General features: G+C 73.1%; 18 protein-coding genes. 7 read left to right on the top strand and 11 right to left on the bottom strand.

Features of this window, described 5'->3' with window-relative positions; all coding sequences use genetic code 11:
• Positions 1–1,104 precede the first annotated feature (1,104 nt).
• From O4J56_RS04975 to katG, 3 genes are all read left to right on the top strand, one after another.
• A complete protein-coding gene (locus O4J56_RS04975) occupies positions 1,105–1,329 on the top strand; it encodes a hypothetical protein (protein WP_270683882.1) in 225 nt (74 codons plus the stop codon).
• A gap of 110 nt (positions 1,330–1,439) precedes the next feature.
• Positions 1,440–1,871: a Fur family transcriptional regulator gene (locus O4J56_RS04970; RefSeq protein ID WP_270683880.1), complete on the top strand. Its 432-nt coding sequence runs from the start codon at positions 1,440–1,442 to the stop codon at positions 1,869–1,871.
• Positions 1,872–1,953: 82 nt separating this feature from the next.
• Complete coding sequence (gene katG, locus O4J56_RS04965) at positions 1,954–4,164, top strand: catalase/peroxidase HPI (RefSeq protein WP_270683879.1); 2,211 nt, start codon at positions 1,954–1,956, stop codon at positions 4,162–4,164.
• A gap of 87 nt (positions 4,165–4,251) precedes the next feature.
• Here katG and O4J56_RS04960 read toward each other — a convergent pair whose 3' ends face one another.
• On the bottom strand, positions 4,252–5,112 hold the full coding sequence (locus O4J56_RS04960) for a helix-turn-helix domain-containing GNAT family N-acetyltransferase (protein ID WP_270683877.1): 861 nt from the start codon (positions 5,110–5,112) through the stop codon (positions 4,252–4,254).
• Between the two features lie 94 nt (positions 5,113–5,206).
• On the opposite strand from O4J56_RS04960, the gene O4J56_RS04955 reads away from it, so the two are divergent.
• A complete protein-coding gene (locus O4J56_RS04955; protein ID WP_270683875.1) occupies positions 5,207–6,577 on the top strand; it encodes an NAD(P)-binding domain-containing protein in 1,371 nt (456 codons plus the stop codon).
• Here the strand turns inward: O4J56_RS04955 and arsB are convergent.
• Positions 6,529–7,614 carry an ACR3 family arsenite efflux transporter gene (arsB, locus tag O4J56_RS04950; RefSeq protein WP_270683873.1) on the bottom strand — a complete coding sequence of 362 codons (1,086 nt, stop codon included), beginning with the start codon at positions 7,612–7,614 and terminating at the stop codon, positions 6,529–6,531. The genes O4J56_RS04955 and arsB overlap by 49 nt on opposite strands.
• 136 nt (positions 7,615–7,750) lie before the next feature.
• On the opposite strand from arsB, the gene O4J56_RS04945 reads away from it, so the two are divergent.
• Positions 7,751–8,200, top strand: coding sequence for an arsenate reductase ArsC (locus O4J56_RS04945; protein ID WP_270683871.1), 450 nt, complete (start codon positions 7,751–7,753; stop codon positions 8,198–8,200).
• Here the strand turns inward: O4J56_RS04945 and O4J56_RS04940 are convergent.
• The 4 genes from O4J56_RS04940 to O4J56_RS04925 all read right to left on the bottom strand — a co-directional run bounded on the left by O4J56_RS04940 (position 8,185) and on the right by O4J56_RS04925 (position 12,195).
• Positions 8,185–8,502 carry an ArsR/SmtB family transcription factor gene (locus O4J56_RS04940; protein WP_270683869.1) on the bottom strand — a complete coding sequence of 106 codons (318 nt, stop codon included), beginning with the start codon at positions 8,500–8,502 and terminating at the stop codon, positions 8,185–8,187. The two genes, O4J56_RS04945 and O4J56_RS04940, sit on opposite strands and share 16 nt — an antisense overlap.
• Positions 8,503–8,568: 66 nt before the next feature.
• On the bottom strand, positions 8,569–10,272 hold the full coding sequence (locus O4J56_RS04935) for a DUF6745 domain-containing protein (RefSeq protein ID WP_270683868.1): 1,704 nt from the start codon (positions 10,270–10,272) through the stop codon (positions 8,569–8,571).
• A 103-nt stretch (positions 10,273–10,375) separates the two neighbouring features.
• Positions 10,376–11,044: a class I SAM-dependent methyltransferase gene (locus tag O4J56_RS04930; protein WP_270683867.1), complete on the bottom strand. Its 669-nt coding sequence runs from the start codon at positions 11,042–11,044 to the stop codon at positions 10,376–10,378.
• A 53-nt stretch (positions 11,045–11,097) separates the two neighbouring features.
• Positions 11,098–12,195, bottom strand: coding sequence for an alkene reductase (locus tag O4J56_RS04925; protein WP_270683866.1), 1,098 nt, complete (start codon positions 12,193–12,195; stop codon positions 11,098–11,100).
• Between the two features lie 94 nt (positions 12,196–12,289).
• Between O4J56_RS04925 and O4J56_RS04920 the strand changes: the two genes are divergently transcribed.
• Together O4J56_RS04920 and O4J56_RS04915 are read left to right on the top strand one after the other, a co-directional pair.
• Complete coding sequence (locus O4J56_RS04920) at positions 12,290–12,727, top strand: MerR family transcriptional regulator (RefSeq protein ID WP_270683865.1); 438 nt, start codon at positions 12,290–12,292, stop codon at positions 12,725–12,727.
• Positions 12,728–12,738: 11 nt separating this feature from the next.
• Entirely contained in the window at positions 12,739–13,167 is a 429-nt protein-coding gene (locus tag O4J56_RS04915) for a hypothetical protein (RefSeq protein ID WP_270683864.1), read from the top strand.
• Positions 13,168–13,242: 75 nt separating this feature from the next.
• Here the strand turns inward: O4J56_RS04915 and O4J56_RS04910 are convergent, their stop codons facing one another.
• The 5 genes from O4J56_RS04910 to O4J56_RS04890 form a co-directional block, all read right to left on the bottom strand.
• A complete protein-coding gene (locus O4J56_RS04910) occupies positions 13,243–14,298 on the bottom strand; it encodes a non-reducing end alpha-L-arabinofuranosidase family hydrolase (RefSeq protein ID WP_270683863.1) in 1,056 nt (351 codons plus the stop codon).
• A 347-nt stretch (positions 14,299–14,645) separates the two neighbouring features.
• Positions 14,646–17,456 (bottom strand): alpha-L-rhamnosidase, encoded by a 2,811-nt coding sequence (locus O4J56_RS04905; protein WP_270683861.1) that lies wholly within the window; start codon positions 17,454–17,456, stop codon positions 14,646–14,648.
• Positions 17,453–18,730 carry an MFS transporter gene (locus tag O4J56_RS04900; protein WP_270683860.1) on the bottom strand — a complete coding sequence of 426 codons (1,278 nt, stop codon included), beginning with the start codon at positions 18,728–18,730 and terminating at the stop codon, positions 17,453–17,455. The genes O4J56_RS04905 and O4J56_RS04900 overlap by 4 nt, the downstream gene beginning before the upstream one ends.
• A 186-nt stretch (positions 18,731–18,916) precedes the next feature.
• Positions 18,917–19,945 (bottom strand): LacI family DNA-binding transcriptional regulator, encoded by a 1,029-nt coding sequence (locus O4J56_RS04895; protein ID WP_270683859.1) that lies wholly within the window; start codon positions 19,943–19,945, stop codon positions 18,917–18,919.
• A 64-nt stretch (positions 19,946–20,009) separates the two neighbouring features.
• Positions 20,010–21,341, bottom strand: a complete 1,332-nt coding sequence (locus O4J56_RS04890; RefSeq protein WP_270683858.1) for a 2-hydroxycarboxylate transporter family protein — start codon at positions 21,339–21,341, stop codon at positions 20,010–20,012.
• Positions 21,342–21,383 lie beyond the last annotated feature (42 nt).

The raw sequence follows: 21,383 nt of genomic DNA, 5'->3' as shown, positions 1-21,383 counted from the left end.
AGTCGGGCTTATCGTGTCCGTTTTAACCCCGGGTTCCCCGAGATCATCGCGGAGGAGGCCTCCCGGGCGGGGCAAACCAGGCATAGCGGGCAGCGGGAGAGGGGTCCGGGCATCCTGCGTCGTGAAATCGACGCTTCTTGGCTGATCAGGCGTCGGTTTTACGACCCAGGATCGCCCCGGGGTGTCCGAGGCGCCCGGAAGGCGGGTTCCGGGCGAGCCCCTACCGGCCCGGCGCCCTGTTTGTCCGGTTCGGAGGGCGCCGAACCCCCTCCTGTGCCCTGTTCGACGGCCGGACCGGCCTCGCGGGCGGTGCGGGTGTGCGGTCATCGCGATACCAGAACGGGATTCGGTTTCAGAAGGCCTCTAAACGGCGCACCGGGGCCGTTTGTCGGGCCCGGTGTCACCGGGTGTAGCCGATATCGGACCGTCGTGGCCCGTGGGTGCGCGGCCGGAGTGCCTGGGCGGCCGTACGGCCGCCCAGGCGGCGAGCCGGGCAGGTCAAACGGGTGTGAAACGGGCATCTTGTTGCCGAACCCCGTTCTGGTGTGGCCGTGTTCGTCGCCCCGGCGCCGCTCCGGGTGTCACCGAGCGCGTTTCGCGCCCCTCGCCACCCTTAACGCGGAGTGTTCGACCAGGTCACGGACTTGCCGGGGTTCATAGAGAGGGCCCGGCGGGCGCCCCGGGCGACGAAGAGCGCGAACCCCGCGCCGCGCCCCCTTTCTGGACCACCTGGGGCCTGCCGGACGGCAGGCGGGGCCGGGGAATCGCCTTGCTGTCGCCGTCGCCGCCATCCACGGTGACCGCGCACGCGCGCTGCGCCCGACAGCGCTGCCGCACGGGCCGCCCGCCTTCATCGTCGCCGCCAACACCGGTGACCACGCACACGCGCCGCGGCCGACAGTGCTGCGCCGGGGGCCGCCGACCCTTGCTCGTCGCCGCCCCTGCCTGGCACTCCGCCAGCCTGGCGGACGGCCGGGGTCCTTGAGTGGGGTATCTGCTCAGCCGCCCTACCCTCCCCGGATCTCAAGCGACCAAGCGGTCGGTTGGCGGGGCTTGGGAATCGCCTGGCTGTCTCCGTCGCCGTCCATCGCGGCGACCATCCGCGTGCGCGTTGCCCGATGGTGCTGCCGCAGGGGGCGCGCCGCCGAGGAGCTGGGGTTGTGGGGTGAGGTGGTCGAGGCGCTGTTGCTCCTGGGGCGGATCGCGGACGCCCGGGGCGACCGGCCCGGGGCGCGGGCGCGGTACGCGCGTGCCCTGCGCATCGCCGAGGAGCACTCCTACGGGCGCGGTGCGGCCCAGGCGCCTGTCTCTTTGGACTCGGCCGGATAGACCAATTTTCGCCTCAGCGGCGAGAACGCCTGGTGCGCAGGGGTTTTCCGAGGCCGGGCGGCGCGGAGCCATTTTTGACTTACTCCAGAAAAGGGGTGAGACTCCGAGGCATGTCGACGCCCTCGGACTTCGAGCAGATGCTCCGCGAGTCCGCGCTCCGGGTGACGGGTCCCCGGGTCGCGGTCCTGTCCGCCGTGCACGACAACCCGCACGCCGACACCGAGTCGATCATCGGTGCCGTGCGCGCGTCCCTCGGGGCCGTCTCGCACCAGGCCGTCTACGACGTGCTCAAGGCGCTCACCGCGGCCGGACTGGTGCGGCGCATCCAGCCCCGGGGCTCGGTCGCCCGGTACGAGACGCGGGTGGGGGACAACCACCACCACGTCGTGTGCCGGTCGTGCGGCGCCATCGCCGACGTCGACTGCGCGGTCGGGCACGCGCCGTGCCTGACCGCCTCGGACAACGGCGGCTTCACGATCGACGAGGCCGAGGTCGTCTACTGGGGGGTCTGCTCCGAATGCCAGGGTGAGGGCGGCGCGTGAGCCCGACCGCCCGCCAGGAGCACTCCGCCCACGACCCGACCGTCCGATCCACCTCTTCCTCCCCAGCCTCGGAAGGATGACCATGACCGAAAGCACCGACGCCGCCGCCGGCGGCTGTCCCGTCGCGCACGGCGGCGCCGCCCCGTACCCCACGCAGGGCGACGCCAACCGCGGCTGGTGGCCCAACCGCCTCAACCTCAAGATCCTCGCGAAGAACCAGCCCGTCTCCGACCCGATGGGCGACGGCTTCGACTACGCCGCCGAGTTCAAGAGCCTGGACCTGGACGCGGTCAAGCGGGACATCGCCGAGGTGCTGACCACCTCGCAGGACTGGTGGCCCGCCGACTTCGGCCACTACGGCCCGCTGATCATCCGCATGGCCTGGCACTCGGCCGGGACCTACCGGACCTTCGACGGCCGCGGTGGCGGCGGCACCGGCCAGCAGCGGTTCGCCCCGCTGAACAGCTGGCCCGACAACGGCAACCTGGACAAGGCCCGCCGCCTGCTCTGGCCGGTCAAGAAGAAGTACGGCCGCAAGATCTCCTGGGCCGACCTGATGATCCTGTCGGGCAACGTGGCCCTGGAGTCGATGGGGCTGAAGACCTTCGGCTTCGCCGGCGGCCGGGTGGACGCCTGGGAGCCCGACGACGACGTCTACTGGGGTCCGGAGACCGGCTGGCTGGACGACGAGCGCTACAGCGGCGACCGCGACCTGCAGAAGCCGCTGGCCGCGGTCCAGATGGGCCTGATCTACGTCAACCCCGAGGGCCCCAACGGCAACCCGGACCCGCTGGCCGCCGCCCGCGACATCCGCGACACCTTCGGCCGGATGGCGATGAACGACGAGGAGACCGTCGCCCTCATCGCCGGCGGCCACACCTTCGGCAAGACCCACGGCGCGGCCCCGGACAGCAACCTGGGCCCCGAGCCCGAGGCGGCCCCGCTGGAGGCCCAGGGCCTGGGCTGGCAGAACGCCCACGGCACCGGCAAGGCCGGCGACGCCATCACCAGCGGCCTGGAGGTCACCTGGACCACCACGCCCACCAAGTGGAGCAACGGGTTCTGGGAGAACCTCTTCGGCTACGAGTGGGAGAAGTACCAGGGCCCCGGCGGCGGCTGGCAGTGGCGGCCGAAGGACGGCGCGGGCGAGGGCACCGTCCCCGACGCGCACGACCCGTCCAAGAAGCACGCCCCGACGATGCTCACCACCGACCTGGCGCTGCGCTTCGACCCGGTCTATGAGCCGATCTCCCGGCGGTTCATGGAGAACCCGGAGGAGTTCGCCGACGCCTTCGCCCGCGCGTGGTTCAAGCTGACCCACCGCGACATGGGCCCGGTCGTGCGCTACCTCGGCCCGGAGGTCCCGGACGAGGAGCTGCTCTGGCAGGACCCGGTCCCGGCTCCGGAGTTCGAGCTGATCGGCGACGCCGAGATCGCCGACCTCAAGGGCCGCATCCGCGAGTCCGGCCTGACCGTGCAGCAGCTGGTGTCCACCGCCTGGGCGTCGGCCTCCACCTTCCGCGGCAGCGACATGCGGGGCGGCGCCAACGGCGGCCGCATCCGCCTGGAGCCGCAGGCGAGCTGGGAGGTCAACGAGCCGGCGAAGCTGGCCCCGGTGCTGCGCACCCTGGAGGGTGTCCAGGAGGCCTTCAACTCCGGCCGCACCGACGGCAAGGGCGTCTCCTTCGCCGACCTGGTGGTGCTCGGCGGCGTCGTCGGCGTCGAGGAGGCCGCCAAGGCGGCCGGGTTCGACGCCGAGGTGCCGTTCACCCCGGGCCGCGGCGACGCCACCCAGGAGAAGACGGACGTGGAGTCCTTCTCCTACCTGGAGCCGCACTCCGACGGGTTCCGCAACTACCTGGGCAAGGGCCACCCGCTGCCGGCCGAGTACCAGCTGGTCGACCGGGCCAACCTGCTCACGCTGAGCGCGCCGGAGATGACCGTGCTCGTCGGCGGCCTGCGGGTGCTGGGTGCCAACTTCCAGGACTCGAAGATGGGCGTGTTCACGGACAAGCCGGGCGCGCTGACCAACGACTTCTTCGTGAACCTGCTCGACCTGGGCCACACGTGGAAGCCGATCGACGAGTCCTCGGAGACCTTCGAGTGCCGCAGCGACGCCACCGGCGAGGTGCTGTGGACCGGCAGCCGGGTCGACCTGCTGTTCGGCTCCAACTCCGAGCTGCGCGCCGTCGCCGAGGTCTACGCGGCCGACGACGCGGAGGAGAAGTTCGTCAAGGACTTCGTCGCCGCCTGGGACAAGGTCATGAACCTGGACCGGTTCGACCTGGTCTGATCCCTGTGCGTTGAGTGAGGGCCGGTCCGGGCGCACGCCCGGGCCGGCCCTTCGTCATGCGTGCGCGCCCGTGCTCAGCGCCCGTGCTCAGGCAGGGGCGCACTCGTACTCCGAGTATCGGCGCTCCAGCAGGACGGTGTCGCGCCATTCCCCGTCCAGGCGGGCGACGCGCTCCCGGACACCGACGGTCCGGAACCCGGCCGAGCGGTGCAGGGCCAGGCTCGCCTGGTTCTCGGGGAAGACCGACGTCTGCAGCGTCCACAGCCCCTCGTCCGCGTCGGCCTCGATGACCTGGCGGTGGATGAGCGCCTTGCCGACGCCGCGCCCGCGGAAGGCGTCCCCGACGTACACCGACGTCTCGGCCACCCCGGAGTAGGCGGCCCGGGCCGAGGTCGGCGCCGCCGCGGCCCACCCCGCGACCTTCCCGTCCGCCTCGGCGACCCACCGGTGCCCCGCCAGCCATTTTGCGTCCAGTTCCTCAGCGGTGGGCACCTCGGTCTCGAAGGTGGCGTTGCGGGTGGCGATGCCCTCGCCGTAGATCCGCCGCACCTCCTCCATGTCGCCGGGCTCCATCGCCCGCACCGCCACGTCGGCGGGCAGGTCGGTGGGGCAGCAGGGGCGTGCGGAGAGCAGCCCCATCACGGCGTCGGCGGCGTGCGGCAGGCCGGTGCAGCAGGCCGGGTTGACCGCCACCCGGGTGGAGGTGCCCTCCCGGGTCAGCACCACGAACCCGGCGTCGGCCAACCTGCGCAGGTGGTGGGAGACGGTGGGCTGGCCGATGCCCAGCTCCGCCGCCAGCTCGCCGACGCCGGTGCCGCCCGGCCGGGTGGCCACCGTGTGCAGCAGCCGGACCCGGGTGGGCTCGGCCAGGCAGGCGAACCAGGAGGCGTAGGTCGCGGCGTCGGCGGGGTCCAGGGGCGGGGGCGCGGGGTCGGTCGTCAGTGCCATGGGGTCATTATCGACCACCATCGATGGTTGCGTCCATCGATCCTCATCGATAAAGTCCGATTCAATCGACGGACATCGATGAAAGGTGGCGGTGATGGCGGACCATGCCGAGGGGCTCCCGGTCGCCGTGGTCGGGGCCGGGCCGGTGGGCCTGGCCGCGGCGGCGGAGCTGGCCGACCGGGACGTGCCGGTCGTCGTGCTGGAGAAGGGCGGGCGGGCCGGTGCGGCGGTCGCCGAGTGGGGCGGTGTGCGGCTCTTCTCGACCTGGCGCGACCTCGTCGCCCCGGCCGCGGAGAAGCTGCTCGCCGGGACCGGGTGGACCCGCCCGGACGACGGCGCCTACCCGACCGGGGCGGATTGGGTCCGGGACTACCTGGAGCCGCTGGCCGCCGCGCTCGGGGAGCGGGTGCGGCTCGGCGCGGAGGTGGTCGGGGTGAGCCGCCGGGGCCGCGACCGCGTCGTGGACGCCGACCGTGGAGAGCAGCCCTTCACCGTGCGCGTGCGCACGGCCGACGGCCGCGAGGAGCGCATCCTCGCCCGCGCCGTCGTCGACGCCTCGGGCACCTGGGCGTCCCCCGGCCCGCTGGGCGCCGACGGGCTTCCCGCGCTCGGCGAGGCCGCGGTGGCCGACCGCCTCTCCTACCGGGTGCCCGACCTGGGCGACCCGGCCGTTCGGTCGCGGTATGCGGGGCGGCGCACGGCCGTGGTCGGCAGCGGGCACTCGGCCCTGACCGCCCTGGTGGCGCTGGCCGGCGCCGCAGAGCGCGGCCCGGGGACCCACGCGGTGTGGGTGCTGCGCCGGGGCGGGGTGGGCGACGCCTTCGGTGGAGGCGACGCCGACCAGCTGGCGGCGCGAGGCGCGCTCGGCGAGCGGGCGCGGCAGGCCGTGGAGTCCGGTCACATCACGGTGGTCACAGGCTTTCGGACCGCGGAGGTGCGCAACAGCGGCGGTCGCGTCGTGCTCGTCGACGAGGACGGCCGCGAACTCGACCCGGTCGACGAGGCCGTCGTGCTCACCGGCTTCCGCCCCGACCTGTCGTTCCTGTCGGAGGTCCGGCTGGGATTGGACGCCACTTTGCAGGCGCCCGCGGCACTCGCCCCGCTCATCGACCCCAACATGCACTCCTGCGGCACCGTCTACCCGCACGGTGCGGAAGAGCTGTCCCACCCGGAGCCGGGGTTCTACCTGGCCGGGATGAAGTCCTACGGCCGCGCGCCCACGTTCCTTGCGCTGACCGGCTTCGAGCAGGTCCGCAGCATCGCCGCCGCGATCGCGGGCGACCACGAGGCCGCGGCCCGGGTGGAGCTGGTCCTGCCCGAGACCGGGGTGTGCCAGGGCTCGGGCCTGCCGGACCCCGAGGAGGCGGCTCGGCAGGACACCGCCGGGGGTGGGTGCTGTGGCCCCTCCGCAGGGCCTCAACTCGTGGAGCTGGGGAAGAACCTGCGGGCCCACAGGGAGACGTAGACCAGGCCGACCAGTACGGGCACCTCGATCAGGGGGCCGACCACGCCGGCCAGCGCCTGGCCGGAGGCCACGCCGAACACGCCGATGGCCACGGCGATGGCCAGCTCGAAGTTGTTGCCCGCGGCGGTGAAGGCCAGGGTGGCGGAGCGGTCGTAGGGCAGGCCCACCGCGCGGCCGAACACCATCGACAGGCCCCACATCAGCACGAAGTAGACCAGCAGCGGAACCGCGATGCGGGCCACGTCCAGCGGGGCCGAGGTGATGGCCCCGCCCTGCAGGGCGAAGAGCATCACGATGGTGAACAGCAGGCCGTACAGGGCCAGCGGGCCGATGCGGGGCAGGAACCGGTCCTCGTACCAGGTGCGGCCCTTGGTGCGCTCGCCGAAGGTGCGGGTGAGGTACCCGGCCAGCAGCGGGACGCCGAGGAAGACGAGCACCATGGCGGCGATCTCCCAGCCGGAGACGTTGATGCCGCTGGTGGGCAGGCCGAGCCACCCGGGCAGGACCGAGAGGTAGAACCAGCCGAGCACGCCGAAGGCCAGCACCTGGAACACCGAGTTGAGGGCCACCAGTACGGCGGCGGCCTCGCGGTCGCCGCAGGCCAGGTCGTTCCAGATGACGACCATGGCGATGCAGCGGGCCAGTCCGACGATGATCAGGCCGGTGCGGAACTCGGGCAGGTCGGGCAGCAGGAGCCAGGCCAGGGCGAACATCAGCGCCGGGCCCACCACCCAGTTGAGCACGATGGAGGAGATGAGCAGGCGCCTGTCGCCGGTGACCGAGCCGAGCCGGTCGTAGCGGACCTTGGCCAGGACGGGGTACATCATGACCAGCAGGCCGATCGCGATGGGCACCGAGATGCCCTGGACCTTGACCGCGTCCAGGGCGCCCTGCAGGCCCGGGATCCATCGGCCGAGGAGGAGCCCGGCGGCCATGGCCAGGCCGATCCAGAGCGGAAGGAACCGGTCGAGCGCGGACAGCCGCGCGGCGGCAGAGGCGGCAAGGCCGGTCGGCTCGGCGGCCTCGGGGCGGGCCATGGTGTGTCCTCCTGGGAGGGAGCGGGGGCGGGCCCCGGGGCGGTTCGCCAGGCCACAATACATCGACGTAGGCTGATATCAACTCGGGTCGATGGATTCGGCCCGTGCGAACGACGTCCCACAGAGAGGCGGCACCGTGTCGGACACCCCCAGCGTCCTCTTCGTCTGCGTGCACAACGCCGGGCGCTCCCAGATGGCGGCCGGGCTGCTGGCCCACCTCGCGGGCGACCGCGTGGAGGTGCGTTCCGCGGGCTCCGAGCCGGCCGAGGCGGTCAACCCCGCCGCCGTCGAGGCCATGGCCGAAATCGGCATCGACATCACCGCCGAGCGGCCCAAGGTCCTCACCCCCGACGCGGTCCAGGCCAGCGACGTGGTGATCACCATGGGGTGCGGGGACGCCTGCCCCGTCTTCCCCGGCAAGCGCTACCTCGACTGGGCGCTCGACGACCCGGCCGGGCAGCCGGTGGACGCGGTGCGCAGGGTGCGCGACGACATCCGCGCACGGGTCGAGGCCTTGATGGCCGAGCTGGGGGTGGCCGGTGAGAGCGGGCAGGGCGGCGCTCAGCAGGGTCAGCAGGGGCGGTAGCGCCCCTGGGCCCCCTCCGCGCGGGCTGCGAGCTCGTTCAGCTCCCCGGCCAGGGCGGCGACGGCGTCGGCGCGCAGCCGGTAGTAGGTGTAGCGCCCGCGCGGCTCCGTCTCCACGAGCCCGGCCTCGCGCAGGATCCTCAGGTGGTGGCTGACGGTCGGCTGCCGGGCGCCGGTCTCCTCGATGAGGTGGCAGGTGCACAGCTGCTCGTCGGACAGCAGCGCCACGATCCGCGCCCGCAGGGGGTCCCCGAGCAGGGCGGTGGCCCGCTCCCCGAGAGGCGCGCCGGAGGAGATCAGCATGGGCTGATGCCACCATGCCGCCGGGGCGCCGTCAACCGTGCCCCGGCGGACGGGCCGCACGACGGGTCAGTCCGTGTCGTCCCGGTACTCGTAGGCGTTGCCCTCCTCGGTCATGATCAGGGTCAGCGCGGTGGACATCGCGCGGGCGGAGGAGACCCGGGCCTCGTACTCCTCGGGGGTGGACGGCGGGGTGAGCTTCAGCTCCCCGATGAGCTCCTCGACGGTCTCGATGTCGGCCGCGATCTCGGCGGCATCGTCCGGATCGAGTCCGTCCGTATCGAGATCGTCCCTGTAGGAGTCCAGCGTCTCGGCGGCGAGCAGTTCCAGGGCCTCCTTCAGGTCGCGGCCGAGCACCCGGCACCCGCCCTCGGAGTCGGCGAACAGGACCGGGCGGCGCGGACCCTCGCCGCACAGGTAGTAGGTGCCGCCCGCGCCCTCGCTCGCGAAGGGCTCGAGCTCCTGCCCGCCGATCAGGTGCACCTCCTCCACGTGCTCGATGTCGTCCTCCATCTCCATGTCCAGGGCGAAGACGTCGTCGGGCATCCATTCCTCCTCGCGCGGGCCGGTCAGCCACGCCGCAGCCGCCACCGGCTCGTCGGCATCGGTGGGGACGAGGAGGGACACCCCGTCGCGGGGTCCGCCGGACCGGACGACCAGGCGGGAGGGGCGGCCGAACAGCGGCTCGGGCAGGTCGTACAGGGCGAGCGTGGACGCGGGATCTTCCGGGTCGGCGGTGGGCCCGGCCACGGGCTCCAGGCCCAGCTCGCGCACCAGCCGTGCCCAGCCGAGCCGTTCGGCGGCGCACCGGCGCACGTCGCCCTCGTCGTGCCGGACCGTGCCCGGGCCGAGCTCGGCCTCCGCGCGCCGCCGGACCTCCTCATCGGACGCGAAGGCGATCTCCCCGGCCGTCCACCCGGGCGCGATCGCGCCCGGCGGCATCCGGTGCGCGTGCCACAGGTGGACGCTGAACCCGTCGGCGAAGCGCACGGCGGGCCCGTCCGCGCGGTGGAGGCGCCCGCGGGCGTCGGTGTGGACCTCCACGGGCGGATCGGTGGCCAGCAGCACCCCGTCGAAGGCCCACCACGGGCCGAGGCCGGGGGCGATGCGCAGGAGGGGGTGGTCCTCCAGGGGGCGGTCCCCGTGGGCGCCGAGCAGGAGCGCCGCCAGTAGCGACGCGGGATCGGCGGGGTGGCGGACGCTCCCGGTGACCGTCCACCACCGCTGCTCGTCGTCGGGGATCCGGGCGAGGGCGGACCGGGCCTCTCCACGCCGGTCGGCGGGGAGGAGGGCGTCGGTGAGGGCGGTCAGCGCCGTGCCCCTGACGCGTTCGGCGTGGTCCGGGTCGGAGGGGTGCCGGGTCTGGACCTCGGCCTGCTTCATGACCCAGTACCCGGCCCAAACCGGTGCGGGGACCAGCCCTTCGGCGGCGGTGTAGGCGGCGGCGATCACCTCCTGCGGGGTGTCGCCCGGGAAGAGGCGGGCGGCGCGGGCCACCCCGGCGAGCGGGTGCGGCGGCGCGGGCTCCGAGGACGGCAGCGGGGTGCGTTCGAGGACCTCTCCGCCGAACGCCAGCGCGTAGGCGGCGACCATGCCCGCCATGGGCGAGTCGAACCACACGATCTTCGGCGGCTCCATGCCCTGCTCCCGGTAGAGGCGGGCGAACCCCTCCTCGACGTCCGCCCTGTCGGGGGCCGAGGCCCGCTCCTTCCAGGCCTCGGCCAGGGCCTCGATGGTGCGGCGGTCGTCGTCGGTGATCCGGTCCGAAGGCACGGGCGCTCCTCGCGTGGGGTCGGCTGGGACCTTTCGGACGCCGCCGGGAGGGACCGGGTTCCCCGCCCCGGGCGCCGCCCGTCGGGGGCCTCGCCGGTGTCCGTCACCTCTTGACCTGGGTGACCCGCCACAGCCGCCGGGGCAGTTCGCCCTCCTCGAAGGCGTGCACCTCCTGCAGGTCCCAGCCGTCGGCCAGCGCGTCGACCAGGGCGCGGTCGAAGAAGTGCACCGCGAAGCCGCCGTGCTCGTAGATGTCGTCGCCGTGGGAGACGCCCTGGCCGTAGTGGGCGTCGCCGGTGTGGCGGACCGAGTAGACGAAGGCGCCGCCGGGCCTGAGGGCCCGGCGGACCTCGCCGACGAGTGCACGGATGCGTTCGGTGCTCAGCGCCATGCACAGGAGCATGTGCGCCATGGCCCCGTCCAGGGAGGCGTCGGCGAAGGGCAGGGGTTCGCGCGCGTCGTGCAGGAGGGGGTGCACCGATCCGCTCAGGCCGCGCTCGTCGGCGGCGGCCCGGAGCTGCTCCAGGCCGGTGGCGCTGAAGTCGGTGGCGGCCACCTCCAACCCCTGTTCGGCGAGCCAGAGCGCGTCGCGCCCGTGCCCGGCCCCCAGCTCCACCACCGAGCGGGCGCCGCGCCCGGCGAACACGCCGGCCGCGTGCCGGGCGACCGCCGAGGGCTCGGCGCCGTACATGTGCGGGTTGCGGGAGTAGACCCGCCTCCAGTGGTCCCGCTGCTCCTCGCCGAGCTCCATCGCCGCCCTCTCACTGAGCACGTCCTGGTACCGCCCGAGGGTATCCGCCCCCGGGCGGGCACCAGGAGCGGGGGTCAGTACCGGAACGCGGGATAGGTCAGGTAGCCGGTGTCGCCGCCCTGGTAATAGGTGTCCCGGTCGGCCTCCTCCAGCGGGAGGCCGGCGCGCAGGCGCTCGACCAGGTCGGGGTTGGCGATGAACGCGCGGCCGAAGGAGACCAGGTCGGCGCCCAGGTCGAGCCAGTGCTCGGCGGCCTTCCGGCCGGCGGGCAGCGGGTCGGCCGGGTGCACCGGGTTCACGATCAGCGTGCCCGGCCACGCGCGGCGCAGCCCCAGCAGCGTCTCCTCGTCGGTCGTGGCCTCCAGGTGGACATAGGCCGGGCCGAGGGGCGCCAGGGCGGAGAGCAGGGCGCCGTAGAGCTCGGGGACGTCCTCGTCGATCGCGTCCCAGATCCCGGCGCCGGGGGAGAGGCGGATGCCGACCCGCTCGGCGCCGATCGCCTCGGCGGTCGCGGTCACGGCCTCCACGGCGAACCGGATCCGGCCCTGGATCGAGCCGCCGTAGGCGTCGGTGCGCAGGTTGGCGTTGGACGACAGGAACTGGCCGATCAGGTAGCCGTTGGCGCCGTGCAGCTCCACCCCGTCGAAGCCGGCCTCGACGGCGCGTTCGGCCGCGGCGGCGTAGGACAGTGCCTCGGCCGCGGCCTCCTCGGTGCTGAGCGCGCGCGGGACCGGCGCGGGCTGGGGCCCACTGGGCGTGAACACGTGGGCCTCGCGGGCGGCGACCGCCGACGGGCCCACGGGCCGCATCCCCGTCGTGTCGGGGTGGCTGATCCGGCCGCCGTGCATGATCTGGGCGAAGATGCGGCCGCCGTTGGCGTGCACGGCGGAGGTGACCTGCCGCCACGAGTCCGTCTGCTCGTCCGTGTGCAGGCCGGGGGTCCGCGGGTTGGACTGGCCCACCCGGTTGGGCTGGATCCCCTCGGACACGATCAGCCCGGCGGAGGCGCGCTGGGCGTAGTAGGCCGCCATGGAGGCGGTGGCCAGCCCGCGGTCATCGGAGCGGACGCGCGTCATGGGCGCCATGACCACGCGGTTCGGCAGGCGCAGGCCGCCGAGGGCGGAGGCGTCGAACAGGGTCGTGGTCCGGTCGCTGGTTCTCGTTTCGGTCATGCCGGTACGCTAAAATCTGACATTGATGTGAGGGGCAAGCACGGAAGGCGTGCTGTGGCCGGAGTCACGGCGGAGCCGGCCGCCGGGAGGGCGAATGCGGATCGGTGAACTGTCCGAGCGGTCGGGCGCCAGCGTCCGGTCGCTGCGGTACTACGAGGAGCAGGGGCTGCTCACCAGCGAGCGCAGCCCGAGCGGGCAGCGGCACTATGCCGAGGAGAGCGTGGAGCGGGTGCGCTTCCTGCGGAGGCTGTTCGCGGCCGGGCTGTCCAGCCGCGCCATCGCCGAGCTGCTCCCGTGCGTCGACGCGCCGAGCACGCGGCACACCGACGAGGCGTGGGAGGTGCTGGTCGCGGAGCGCGAGCGCCTGGACGCCCACATTTCGGAGCTCCTGCGGGCCAGGGAGGCTCTGGACGGGGTCATCGAGGCCAACCGCCGCCACCGGGCGGGGGAGCACCGGCACCGGTGCGCCTCCGAAGAGGCGTCGGACCCTCGGTCTACGGTCGCAGCGGCGGTAGAGGCAGGCCAGGCATAGGGGGACCGGCGATGGGACGCACGCTCGCGCAGAAGATGGGGGTGCGCTCAGGGCACCGCCTGCTGGTGCTGGACGCGCCGGACGGGTATCCCGGCCTGCTCCAGCCGCCCGAGGGCGTGCGCATCGAAACGTCCCTGGGCGAGGGCGCCTCCTACGACGGGATCCACGTGTTCGTCCGCGACAGGGCGGACGTCGAGGCGAAGGTCCCGCCGCTGCTGCCCCATGTGCGCGGGGGCCTGCTGTGGGTCTGCTACCCGAAGCGCAGCGGGGGCATCCCGACCGACATCAGCCGCGACCACGGATGGGAGGCGCTCGGCGCGGCCGCGTGGGACGCCGTGGCCCAGGTCGCCGTCGACGCGGACTGGTCGGCCCTGCGCTTCCGCCCGGTCGCCGACGTCTCCTACACCCCGGGCTCCAAACGCACGAGAGCGGGGGAGTGAGGCGGGGCCGACCGCTGCGGGGGCAGCGGTCGGCCGACGGAGCACGCCCGGTTCCGCGCGCCCGGTTCCGCAGGGTCAGTTCTGCAGGGTCAGCAGGCCGGGGCGGTAGGGCAGGAGGCCGTAGTCGGTCCCGTCGGAGTCGGGAGAGCGTCCCTGGTAGAGGAACTGCAGGTTGCAGGGGTCGATGGACATGTCCTGGTCGGCGTCGGTGCGGATCAGCTCGCCGTGGCTGATGTCGTCGGTCCACCAGGCGCCGCTGTTGGCCTTGCCCGCGAAGGGGCTCCACTCGTCGGCGGCCTGCGGGGTCCACTGGCCGTCCAGGCTGGAGGCCGTGAACGAGCGGAAGTAGCGGTCCCCCTGCGCGCCGATCGCCTCGACGATCATGAGGTACTCGTTCCCGCCCTCGATGCTGTAGACCTGCACCCCCTCGAACAGGTCGTTCCTGTCGTCGGACATGACGACCGTCGAGTTCGAGCCGAAGCTGCCGGGGAAGTCGCCGATGGGCATGTCGGCGCGGTAGATGCTTCCGTTGTCGCCGGCGAAGAACAGGTACATGTTCTGGTCGTCGCCGATGACCGCCTGGTCGATGGGGCCGGTGTCGGAGCCGGGGATGCCGCCGTCGAAGAGCGTCTGCGGCGCCGACCAGCTGTACACGTTCGTCGGGTCGTTCGACGTCCGGTAGGAGAAGGCGGGGCCGCCCCACTGATAGGCGAGCACCCAGACGTCCTTGGGCGCGAAATAGAAGAGCGACGGCGCCACGGCGTTGAAGGGCATTCCGTTCTGTCCGGCGGAGGACATGCCGGACCAGTCGCCGAACAGGTCGAAGTTCATCGAGCCCCAGGACGATCCCCAGTCGTGGTTGGTCGCATAGACGAGGTTCTGTCCGTTATAGGGGGCGTGGGTGAAGTCCTTGAGCGAGACCCACTGCGGCGAGGGCTGCGCGAGCGGGCCGGTCGATGACCAGTTGTACGTCGAGGGGAGGGCACACGCGGCGGAGTCCGCGGCCCCCTCCTCGGCGGAGGCCGGTGCGATCAGGGAGCCGCCGACCGCGAAGGCCGCCGCGGCGGCGAGGGCGGCCCGGGGGAAGAGCCCGCGGGGCCGAAAGGACGAAATTGTTTCAAGAATGGACATGCTGCGTCCTCCAGGGGTCCGGAGCCGCACGGCCGGATCGAATGGGTGCACCGCGGCCCCGGACCTGCGCATAGGGGATGTGAGCGTTAACAATCATTGACGCACCGGCGCGGGGCGAAAGGAGCTCCGGTGCCTCGCAGTTGAATGTGAGCGGTAACACTCCGGAAGTCAACCCGTGTTCTCCGGGCAATGTCCCGCGCCCTTCCGTGTCCCCTGGTCGGAACGCACCCACGAAAAGGTTTCCCGGGCCCGTGAAGGGCTCGCCGCCACTTTGCGGGCGGGGCGGCGACGAGCCGGCCGGACAACGGGGGACCGCGGGGCCGGGCATGCCGGCGCCGCTCCCGGCCTCAGGACTCCGCGAGGTCTCCCACGGGCAGGTCCGCCAGTGCCTTCTCGACGGCTTCGAGCACGCCGAGCGGGGCCTTGTCGAGCGGGTTGCGCAGGGTGCGGCCCGGCGTCCAGCGGGTGGTGGCACGGAAGGCGGCGGCCCGCTCGGGGTCCAGGGACCGGATGGCCGCCAGGACCGCCTCGTAGGCCTCGGGGTCGTCGATCACGGTGACCAGGTCGCTGTCGAGGCTCAGGGGCGCGCGCGTACGGCGGGGACGCGGGTGGCGCTCGGTCCAGTGGTGTTCGCCGCTTCCCACGTCGTACTCCGCGCCGGACGGCAGTCGGACGGCCGCGCGGGTGTTCGGCGGCACCTCCACCCGGAAATCGACGGTGCCACCGCTCCTGCGCCACCCCGAATACGCGCGTCCGTACGGGGTATCGTGCCACGCCGCGGCATCGTCCAGGTCGTCGAGCAGCGTGGGCGCGACCCGGATCCGCCGGTAGCCGGGCCCGGCCGGCGTGAGCCCGGCCACGCGCCGGTGCAGCCAGTCGGCCACGCCGCCCAGGGCGTAGTGGTTGAACGACGTCATCTGCCCCGGATTGATCGAGCCGTCCTCGAGCATGGAGTCCCAGCGCTCCCAGACCGTCGTGGCGCCCATCGTCACCGGGTACAGCCAGGAAGGGCACTCGGTCCGGGTGAGCAGGCGCGACGCGGCCGCGGTGTGCCCCGTCCCGGCGAGCGCCTCGCAGACCAGCGGGGTCCCGACGAAGCCGGTGGCGATGCGGTAGCCGTAGGCGCGGACGAGGTCGCGCAGCCGGAGCCCCATCGCCGCCCTCCGCTCCGCGGGCGCGAGCCCGAATACGATCGCCAGGGCATAGGCGGTCGGCGCGTCCGACATCATGCGTCCGCCGGGCGTGATGTAGGCGGAGCGGAAGGCCTCGGCGATCCGCTCCGCGAGGTCGGCGTAGCGGCGGGCGTCGGCGTCCCGTCCCAGGAGTGCCGCGGCACGCGAGGTGAGCTCCGCCGAACGGAAGAAGTAGGCGGTGGCGACGATCCCGGCGTCGGTCTTCGCCCTCCCGGGCAGGTCGGGCGGGGCGTCGGGATCGAGCCAGTCGCCGAACTGCACACCCCCTTCCCACAGCAGGTCCTCGCCCGCCCGCTCGGCCACCGTGTCGACCCACCACGCCATCGCGGTGAAGCACTCCCGGAGCGCCCCGGTGTCCCCGAAGCGCTCGTACAGCACGTCCGGCACCACGCTGATCGCGTCCCCCCACGCGGCCACCGGCTCGGACAGCCCGGGGACCTGGGGGATCACGGCCGGAACGACCATCGGCACGATGCCGCCGGCCGCGCGCTGCTCCGCGACGACGTCCCGCAGCCAGGACCGGAGGAAGGCGTCGCAGTCGTGGAGGAAGGCGGCGGTCGGCGCGAAGACCTGGATGTCCCCTGTCCACCCGAGCCGCTCGTCGCGTTGGGGGCAGTCCGTCGGGATCGACAGGAAGTTGCCGCGCATGCCCCAGACCACGTTCTCGTGGAAGCGCTGCAGCAGCGCATGGCCGGTCGCGAACCCGCCGGTCCGGGGCATGTCCGTGTGGAGCACACAGGCCGAGAACGAGGAGGCGGTGAGCGCGCCCGGCCAGTTCTCGACCTCGACGTAGCGGAACCCGTGGAAGGTCCACGACGGCTCCCAGGCCTCCTCGCCCTCCCCGCTGAGCGTGTACCGGTCGGTCGCCGCGGCGTTGCGCAGCGGCCGCGTCGCCGGCTCCCCGTCCTCGAGCACCTCGGCGTGGCGCAGGGTGACAGTGTGGCCGGCCGGACCGCTGACCACGATGCGCACGCGGCCGACCAGGTTCTGGCCGAAGTCGAGGACGGTCCGCCCCGAGGGCGTGGTCAGCACCCGCTGGACGCTCCGCCGCTCGGTGACGCGGACCGGGGGAGCCGACCGCGGTTCGGGCCGGACGTCCGGGACGTCGACGGGGACCGCCGGGCGCCAGGCGGTGTCGTCGAACCCCGGGTGGGCCCACGCGCTCTCGTGCAGCCGGGCGTCGTAGGCCTCGCCCTGGTAGATGCCGGCCTCCACGACCGGTCCCCGGGCCCAGCGCCAGCCGTCGCCGGTGGCCACGGAGTCCGTCGTGCCGTCCTCGTACTCGACCACGAGGTGGGCCGAGGCCGCCGGGGCGCCCTGGTAGAAGCGGCGCGCGGCGTCGCGGAACCCGAAGCGCTCGGTGTACCAGCCGCCGGCCAGCTCGATGCCGAGCGCGTTGCGGCCGGGGCGCAGGAGCGCGGTCACGTCGGAGGTGTCGAAGGTCAGGCGCCACTGGTAGCCGGTCCAGCCGGGCTTCAGCTCCGCGTCATCGACGGGCACGCCGTTGACCTGCGCGTCGTAGGCGCCGAAGGCGGTCGCCCGCAGGAGCGCCCTGCGCACCCGGCCGCGTACGGTGAACTCCGTGCGCAGCCGGTGCGGCGCCTGTGAACCGGACCCGATGAAGCGGCCCTGCCACCCCTGGGGCCCGAGGAGGGCGGCGGTCGCCTCGGCGGGCTCGCTCCACTCCGAGGCGGAGCCGTCGGCGCCGCGGACCCGCACACGGACGCGCACATGCTCACGCGGTTCCAGCGGGGCGAAGGGCCAGGCGACGTGGACCGCGTCGTCGCCGTCCACGTGCGCGGTGTGCCGTGTGCCGCCCCGCACGGCCTCGATCTCGGCTCCGGCCTGGACCCAGTCGCGGGCGGTGCCGGTCGTCCTCCACGACAGGGTGGGACGCGGGTCGGGGACGAAGTGCTCGTCGTCGAGGCCGATGCGGGGGCGGACGGCGGTCGGGGCGGGGGTCACGGGTGCACCTCCTGGGCGGCCGCGGTCCCGGTCCGGCGGAAGCGGCGGATGACGGCCCCGCCGATCAGGCCCGACACGAGCGCGAAGACGGCCAGCAGGGAGAACAGGCCGGACGGGCTCCATGCCAGCAATGCGGGCGTGACCAGGGCGAACCCTGCGGCGGCGAACCGGGCCGCGGCCATCGTCACCCCCTGTGCCGTGGCGCGTGCGTTCACCGGGAAGGACTCCTGGGTCCACACCTTGTACAGCGCCTCGCCGACGAAGGGGAAGGCGATGTTGTAGAGGACGAGCGCGATGACCACCGCGGGCAGGTGCACGCCCCCGGTGACGGCGATCAGCAGCTGGCAGGCGCAGAAGACGGCCACGCCGGCGGCGAAGAGCCGGCTGCGCCAGGGCGTGTCCGCGATACGGGTGAACGCGATGGTGCCGACGAGGCCGATCAGCGTCGTCACGAAGGAGATGGCCGTGGCGGTCGTCTGGGTCGCGTCGCCCACGGTCACCATGAAGTAGGTCTTGTACCCGCCGAAGGTGTTGGCCACGAGGGTGAAGAAGAGGTAGAAGAGCGCGGTCAGCGCGAGCATGGCCGCATAGGAGCGGTTGCGGAGCAGCTCGGCCAGGGGCAGGGCCGTGGAGGGGTCCACTCCGGCGGCCGTGTGGCGCGCCGTGGCCTCGGCCTCCAGCGCGCGGAACGGGGGGTAGAACGCGCGGAAGGCGAACGTCGCGACGGCGAGGAGCGCCAGCAGGCAGAAGATCAGCCGGATGCCCGGCAGGCCGGCGCCCGAGACCGCGAAGCCGAGCGAGGTCGCCAGTACGACCCCCAGCGTCCACATGACGTGGGTGAACGCCACCAGGCGCCCCTGGGCCCCGGCGGGCGCCCGCTCGGAGAGGACGGCGATCGAGGTGGGAAGGTCGGCCCCGGCCGCGATGCCGATGAGCACCACGCCCGCGATCAGGACCGGGGTGGAGGGGGCGAGGGCCACCATCAGTGCGGCCGCCGCGTAGAGCAGGATCGCCAGGGAGAACATGCGCCCGCGTCCGACCAGGTCGGCCAGGCGGCCGCCGGTGAGGGCGCCGGCGGCGATGAACAGCGTCAGGGCCGAGCCGAGGACCCCGACGGTCCACACGTCCAGGCCGAAGGCCTCGCGCCAGAGTGCGAGGCCCAGCCCGACCGAGATGATCGCGGCCGAGTCGAGGAGGGACGCCATACCCGCGGCCACGGCGAGCAGCCGGTGCCGGCGGTCGATGGGCGGTGGAGCGGTGGGGGTGTCGGCCATGCGGCCTCCTTCGATGGCGGGGCGCGGCATCGGTGTGGTGATTCGATTTACTGAGTCATGACCACGGTCGATGTCAAGCTTCCTGTACAACAGGTCGCTCAGGGCGCGATGATGGTAAATCGTTTTACGTGACCGACACAACCCCCGACGGGTCGCGCGGAGAACCGGTGGGCGATCGGGCGCGTGTCAGTGCCCGAGGGTGGACCGCCGTGCGACGAGCTCGGGGGCGAACTCGATCCTGCGGCCCCGCCGGGCCTCCGCGCCCTGTGCGGCGTCGTCGCCGAGCCGGGAGATCTCCTCGAACAGCAGGTCCGCGAGGGCGGTGCCGAACCGGGTGTGCGGGGTGCGCACGGTGCTGAGCGGGACGATGGTGGACCGCGCGAACTCGATGTCGTCGTAGCCGATGACGGCGATGTCCTCGGGTACCCGCACGCGCCCGCCCGCCGCGAACGCCTGGAGCACGCCGATGGCCAACAGGTCGTTGACGCAGAACAGCGCGTCCGGGCGCTGGTCGGGCGGGCGGCGGGCGATCTCCTGCGCGCAGGCGATCCCGGCCTCCACCGAGCGCTCGGGGACCGGGACCACCTCCAGCGAGGCCCCCGGAACCGCCCCGACCGCGGACAGCGCGCCGTTGAGCCGGTCGGTGACCTGCCGCAGGTCGAGCGAGGACGCGACGAAGCCGACGCGCCGGCGCCCCAGGCCGAGCAGGTGCTCCATCGCCAGCCGCCCGCCGCCGACGTGGTCGATCGACACCGACGCCTGCTCGGGGGACTCGGCGCGGCGGGCGCTGAGGACGCTGGCGATGCCCTGGGACCGCATCTGCGCCAATTCGGCCTCCACATCGCCGACGGGGGCGATGATCACGCCGCTCACCTGCTGCTGGGCGAACAGCCTGAGGTAGCTCCGCTCGCGCTCCTGCGAACCGGTGTCGTTGGCCATCAGCAGGTACATGTCCCGGGCGGAGATGCGCTTCTCGATGGCGGAGGCGATCTCGGGGGTGGTGGCCCCGGCGAGCTCGAAGGCGATGTAGCCGACGACCGGGCTGGCCCCCGTCCGCAGCGTGCGGGCGGCATCGTTCGGGAGGAAGCCGAGCTCGTCGACGGCCCGCCGGATCCGGTCCCGCGTCGCCTCCGACAGCTTGTGGGGCTTGTGGAAGTAGTTCGACACGGAGGCCGGGGACACACCCGCCGACTCGGCGACCTCGCGGACGGTCACCCTGCTCAGTCTGTCCCCCCCGGAATCGCAACGGTCGTCGTGGGGGAGTTTAACCGTTCACCGTTCAGAGCAGCAGCGGGGCGGCGAGGGAGGTGACGAGCAGCATCCCGGCGCCCCCGATCCGCGAGGCGATCTGGAGGAAGGGCATGAGCCCGAGCCGGTTCCCGGCGCTGAGGACGGCCACGTCGCCCGAGCCCCCCATGTCGGCCATGCCCAGGCCGGCCGCGATCGAGGACTCGATGAAGTAGAAGCCGATCACCAGCCCGGCCAGGCCCGCCGCGACCGCCCCGACCGCGACCGTCGCCACCGTCAGGGCCAGGTAGGAGGGGTCGGAGACGACATCGAGGACCTGGTCGAGGTCGATCACGCCGGCGCTGATGGCGACCAGGATCGCGGGCACCCAGGCCTGGGCGATGAACGCGTACCAGCCCTCCGCGCCCGCGTTCACCCGTTCAGGCAGCACACGGAAGACCTTCAGCGCCGCCGCGGCCGCGATGATCCATACGTAGGCGTGCACCCCGGGGACGGCCAGGGCCGCCAGCTCCCCGAACGCGTAGACGGTGATCGACAGGACCATGCCGGTGGCCAGCATCTCCAGCGACACGGCCGAGGACGGGCGGGAGGCCGGGGCGCCGGCCGCCCGGTCGCGCAGCATGGCGCCGTCGCCGGACAGCGAGGCGAAGCGGTCGCGCTTGCCCAGCCCGTTGAGCACCCCCGCGAACAGGATGCACAGGATGTTGGCGAGCATCACCGCCGGTGTCAGCCGGGCCAGGTAGGAGCCGGCGTCCCCGGTGCCTGCGGCGGCATAGATCTCCGACATCGGGATCGCGCCGGCGGCCATCCCGCCGCCCATCGTCGGAGCGACCACGTACAGGAGCGCCTCGGCCGCGCCGAAGCCCGTCAGGTACCCCACGAGGGCCCCGGCGCCGGTCGCCATGAGCACGGCGAAGACCAGGGGGACCAGGAACCGCGAGCCGATCCGGATGAGCAGGCGGCGGTCGATGCCCAGGACGCTGCCGACGATGATGCCGGTGACCGCGAACTCGGCGAAGCCGAACTCGGTGTAGAAGTCGTCGGTGAGCCGCCGCGCGCTGTCGGGGAGCACGTTCAGGTAGAGCAGCACGGCGGGGACGACGATGCACAGCAGGGGGCCGCCGCCGAAGGTGTTGAAGACGGGGATCCGGTCGCCGGCCCACTTCAGGGCGCCGCCGAGGACGACCGCGATGACCATCCCGCTCACGATGTTGTCCGGCAGGGCGTCCAGGTAGACCGCGGCCAGGACGACGGCGACCAGGACGGCGTAAACGGCGGCATTGAAACCGAAGATCCGGACCGTTCGCCGCCCGGGTCCTCCATCCGCTTCAGCGGTATCGGTCACGGCATTCTCGCTGGACATTGAGGACACCTTTCGGGAATTCCGCCGCTCGGGCGGGTTCGG

It is taken from the genome of Nocardiopsis endophytica (genome assembly GCF_027706725.1).
GTDB classification, from domain to species: Bacteria; Actinomycetota; Actinomycetes; order Streptosporangiales; family Streptosporangiaceae; genus Nocardiopsis_A; species Nocardiopsis_A endophytica.
This window is presented reverse-complemented; position numbering and strand designations above follow the sequence as displayed.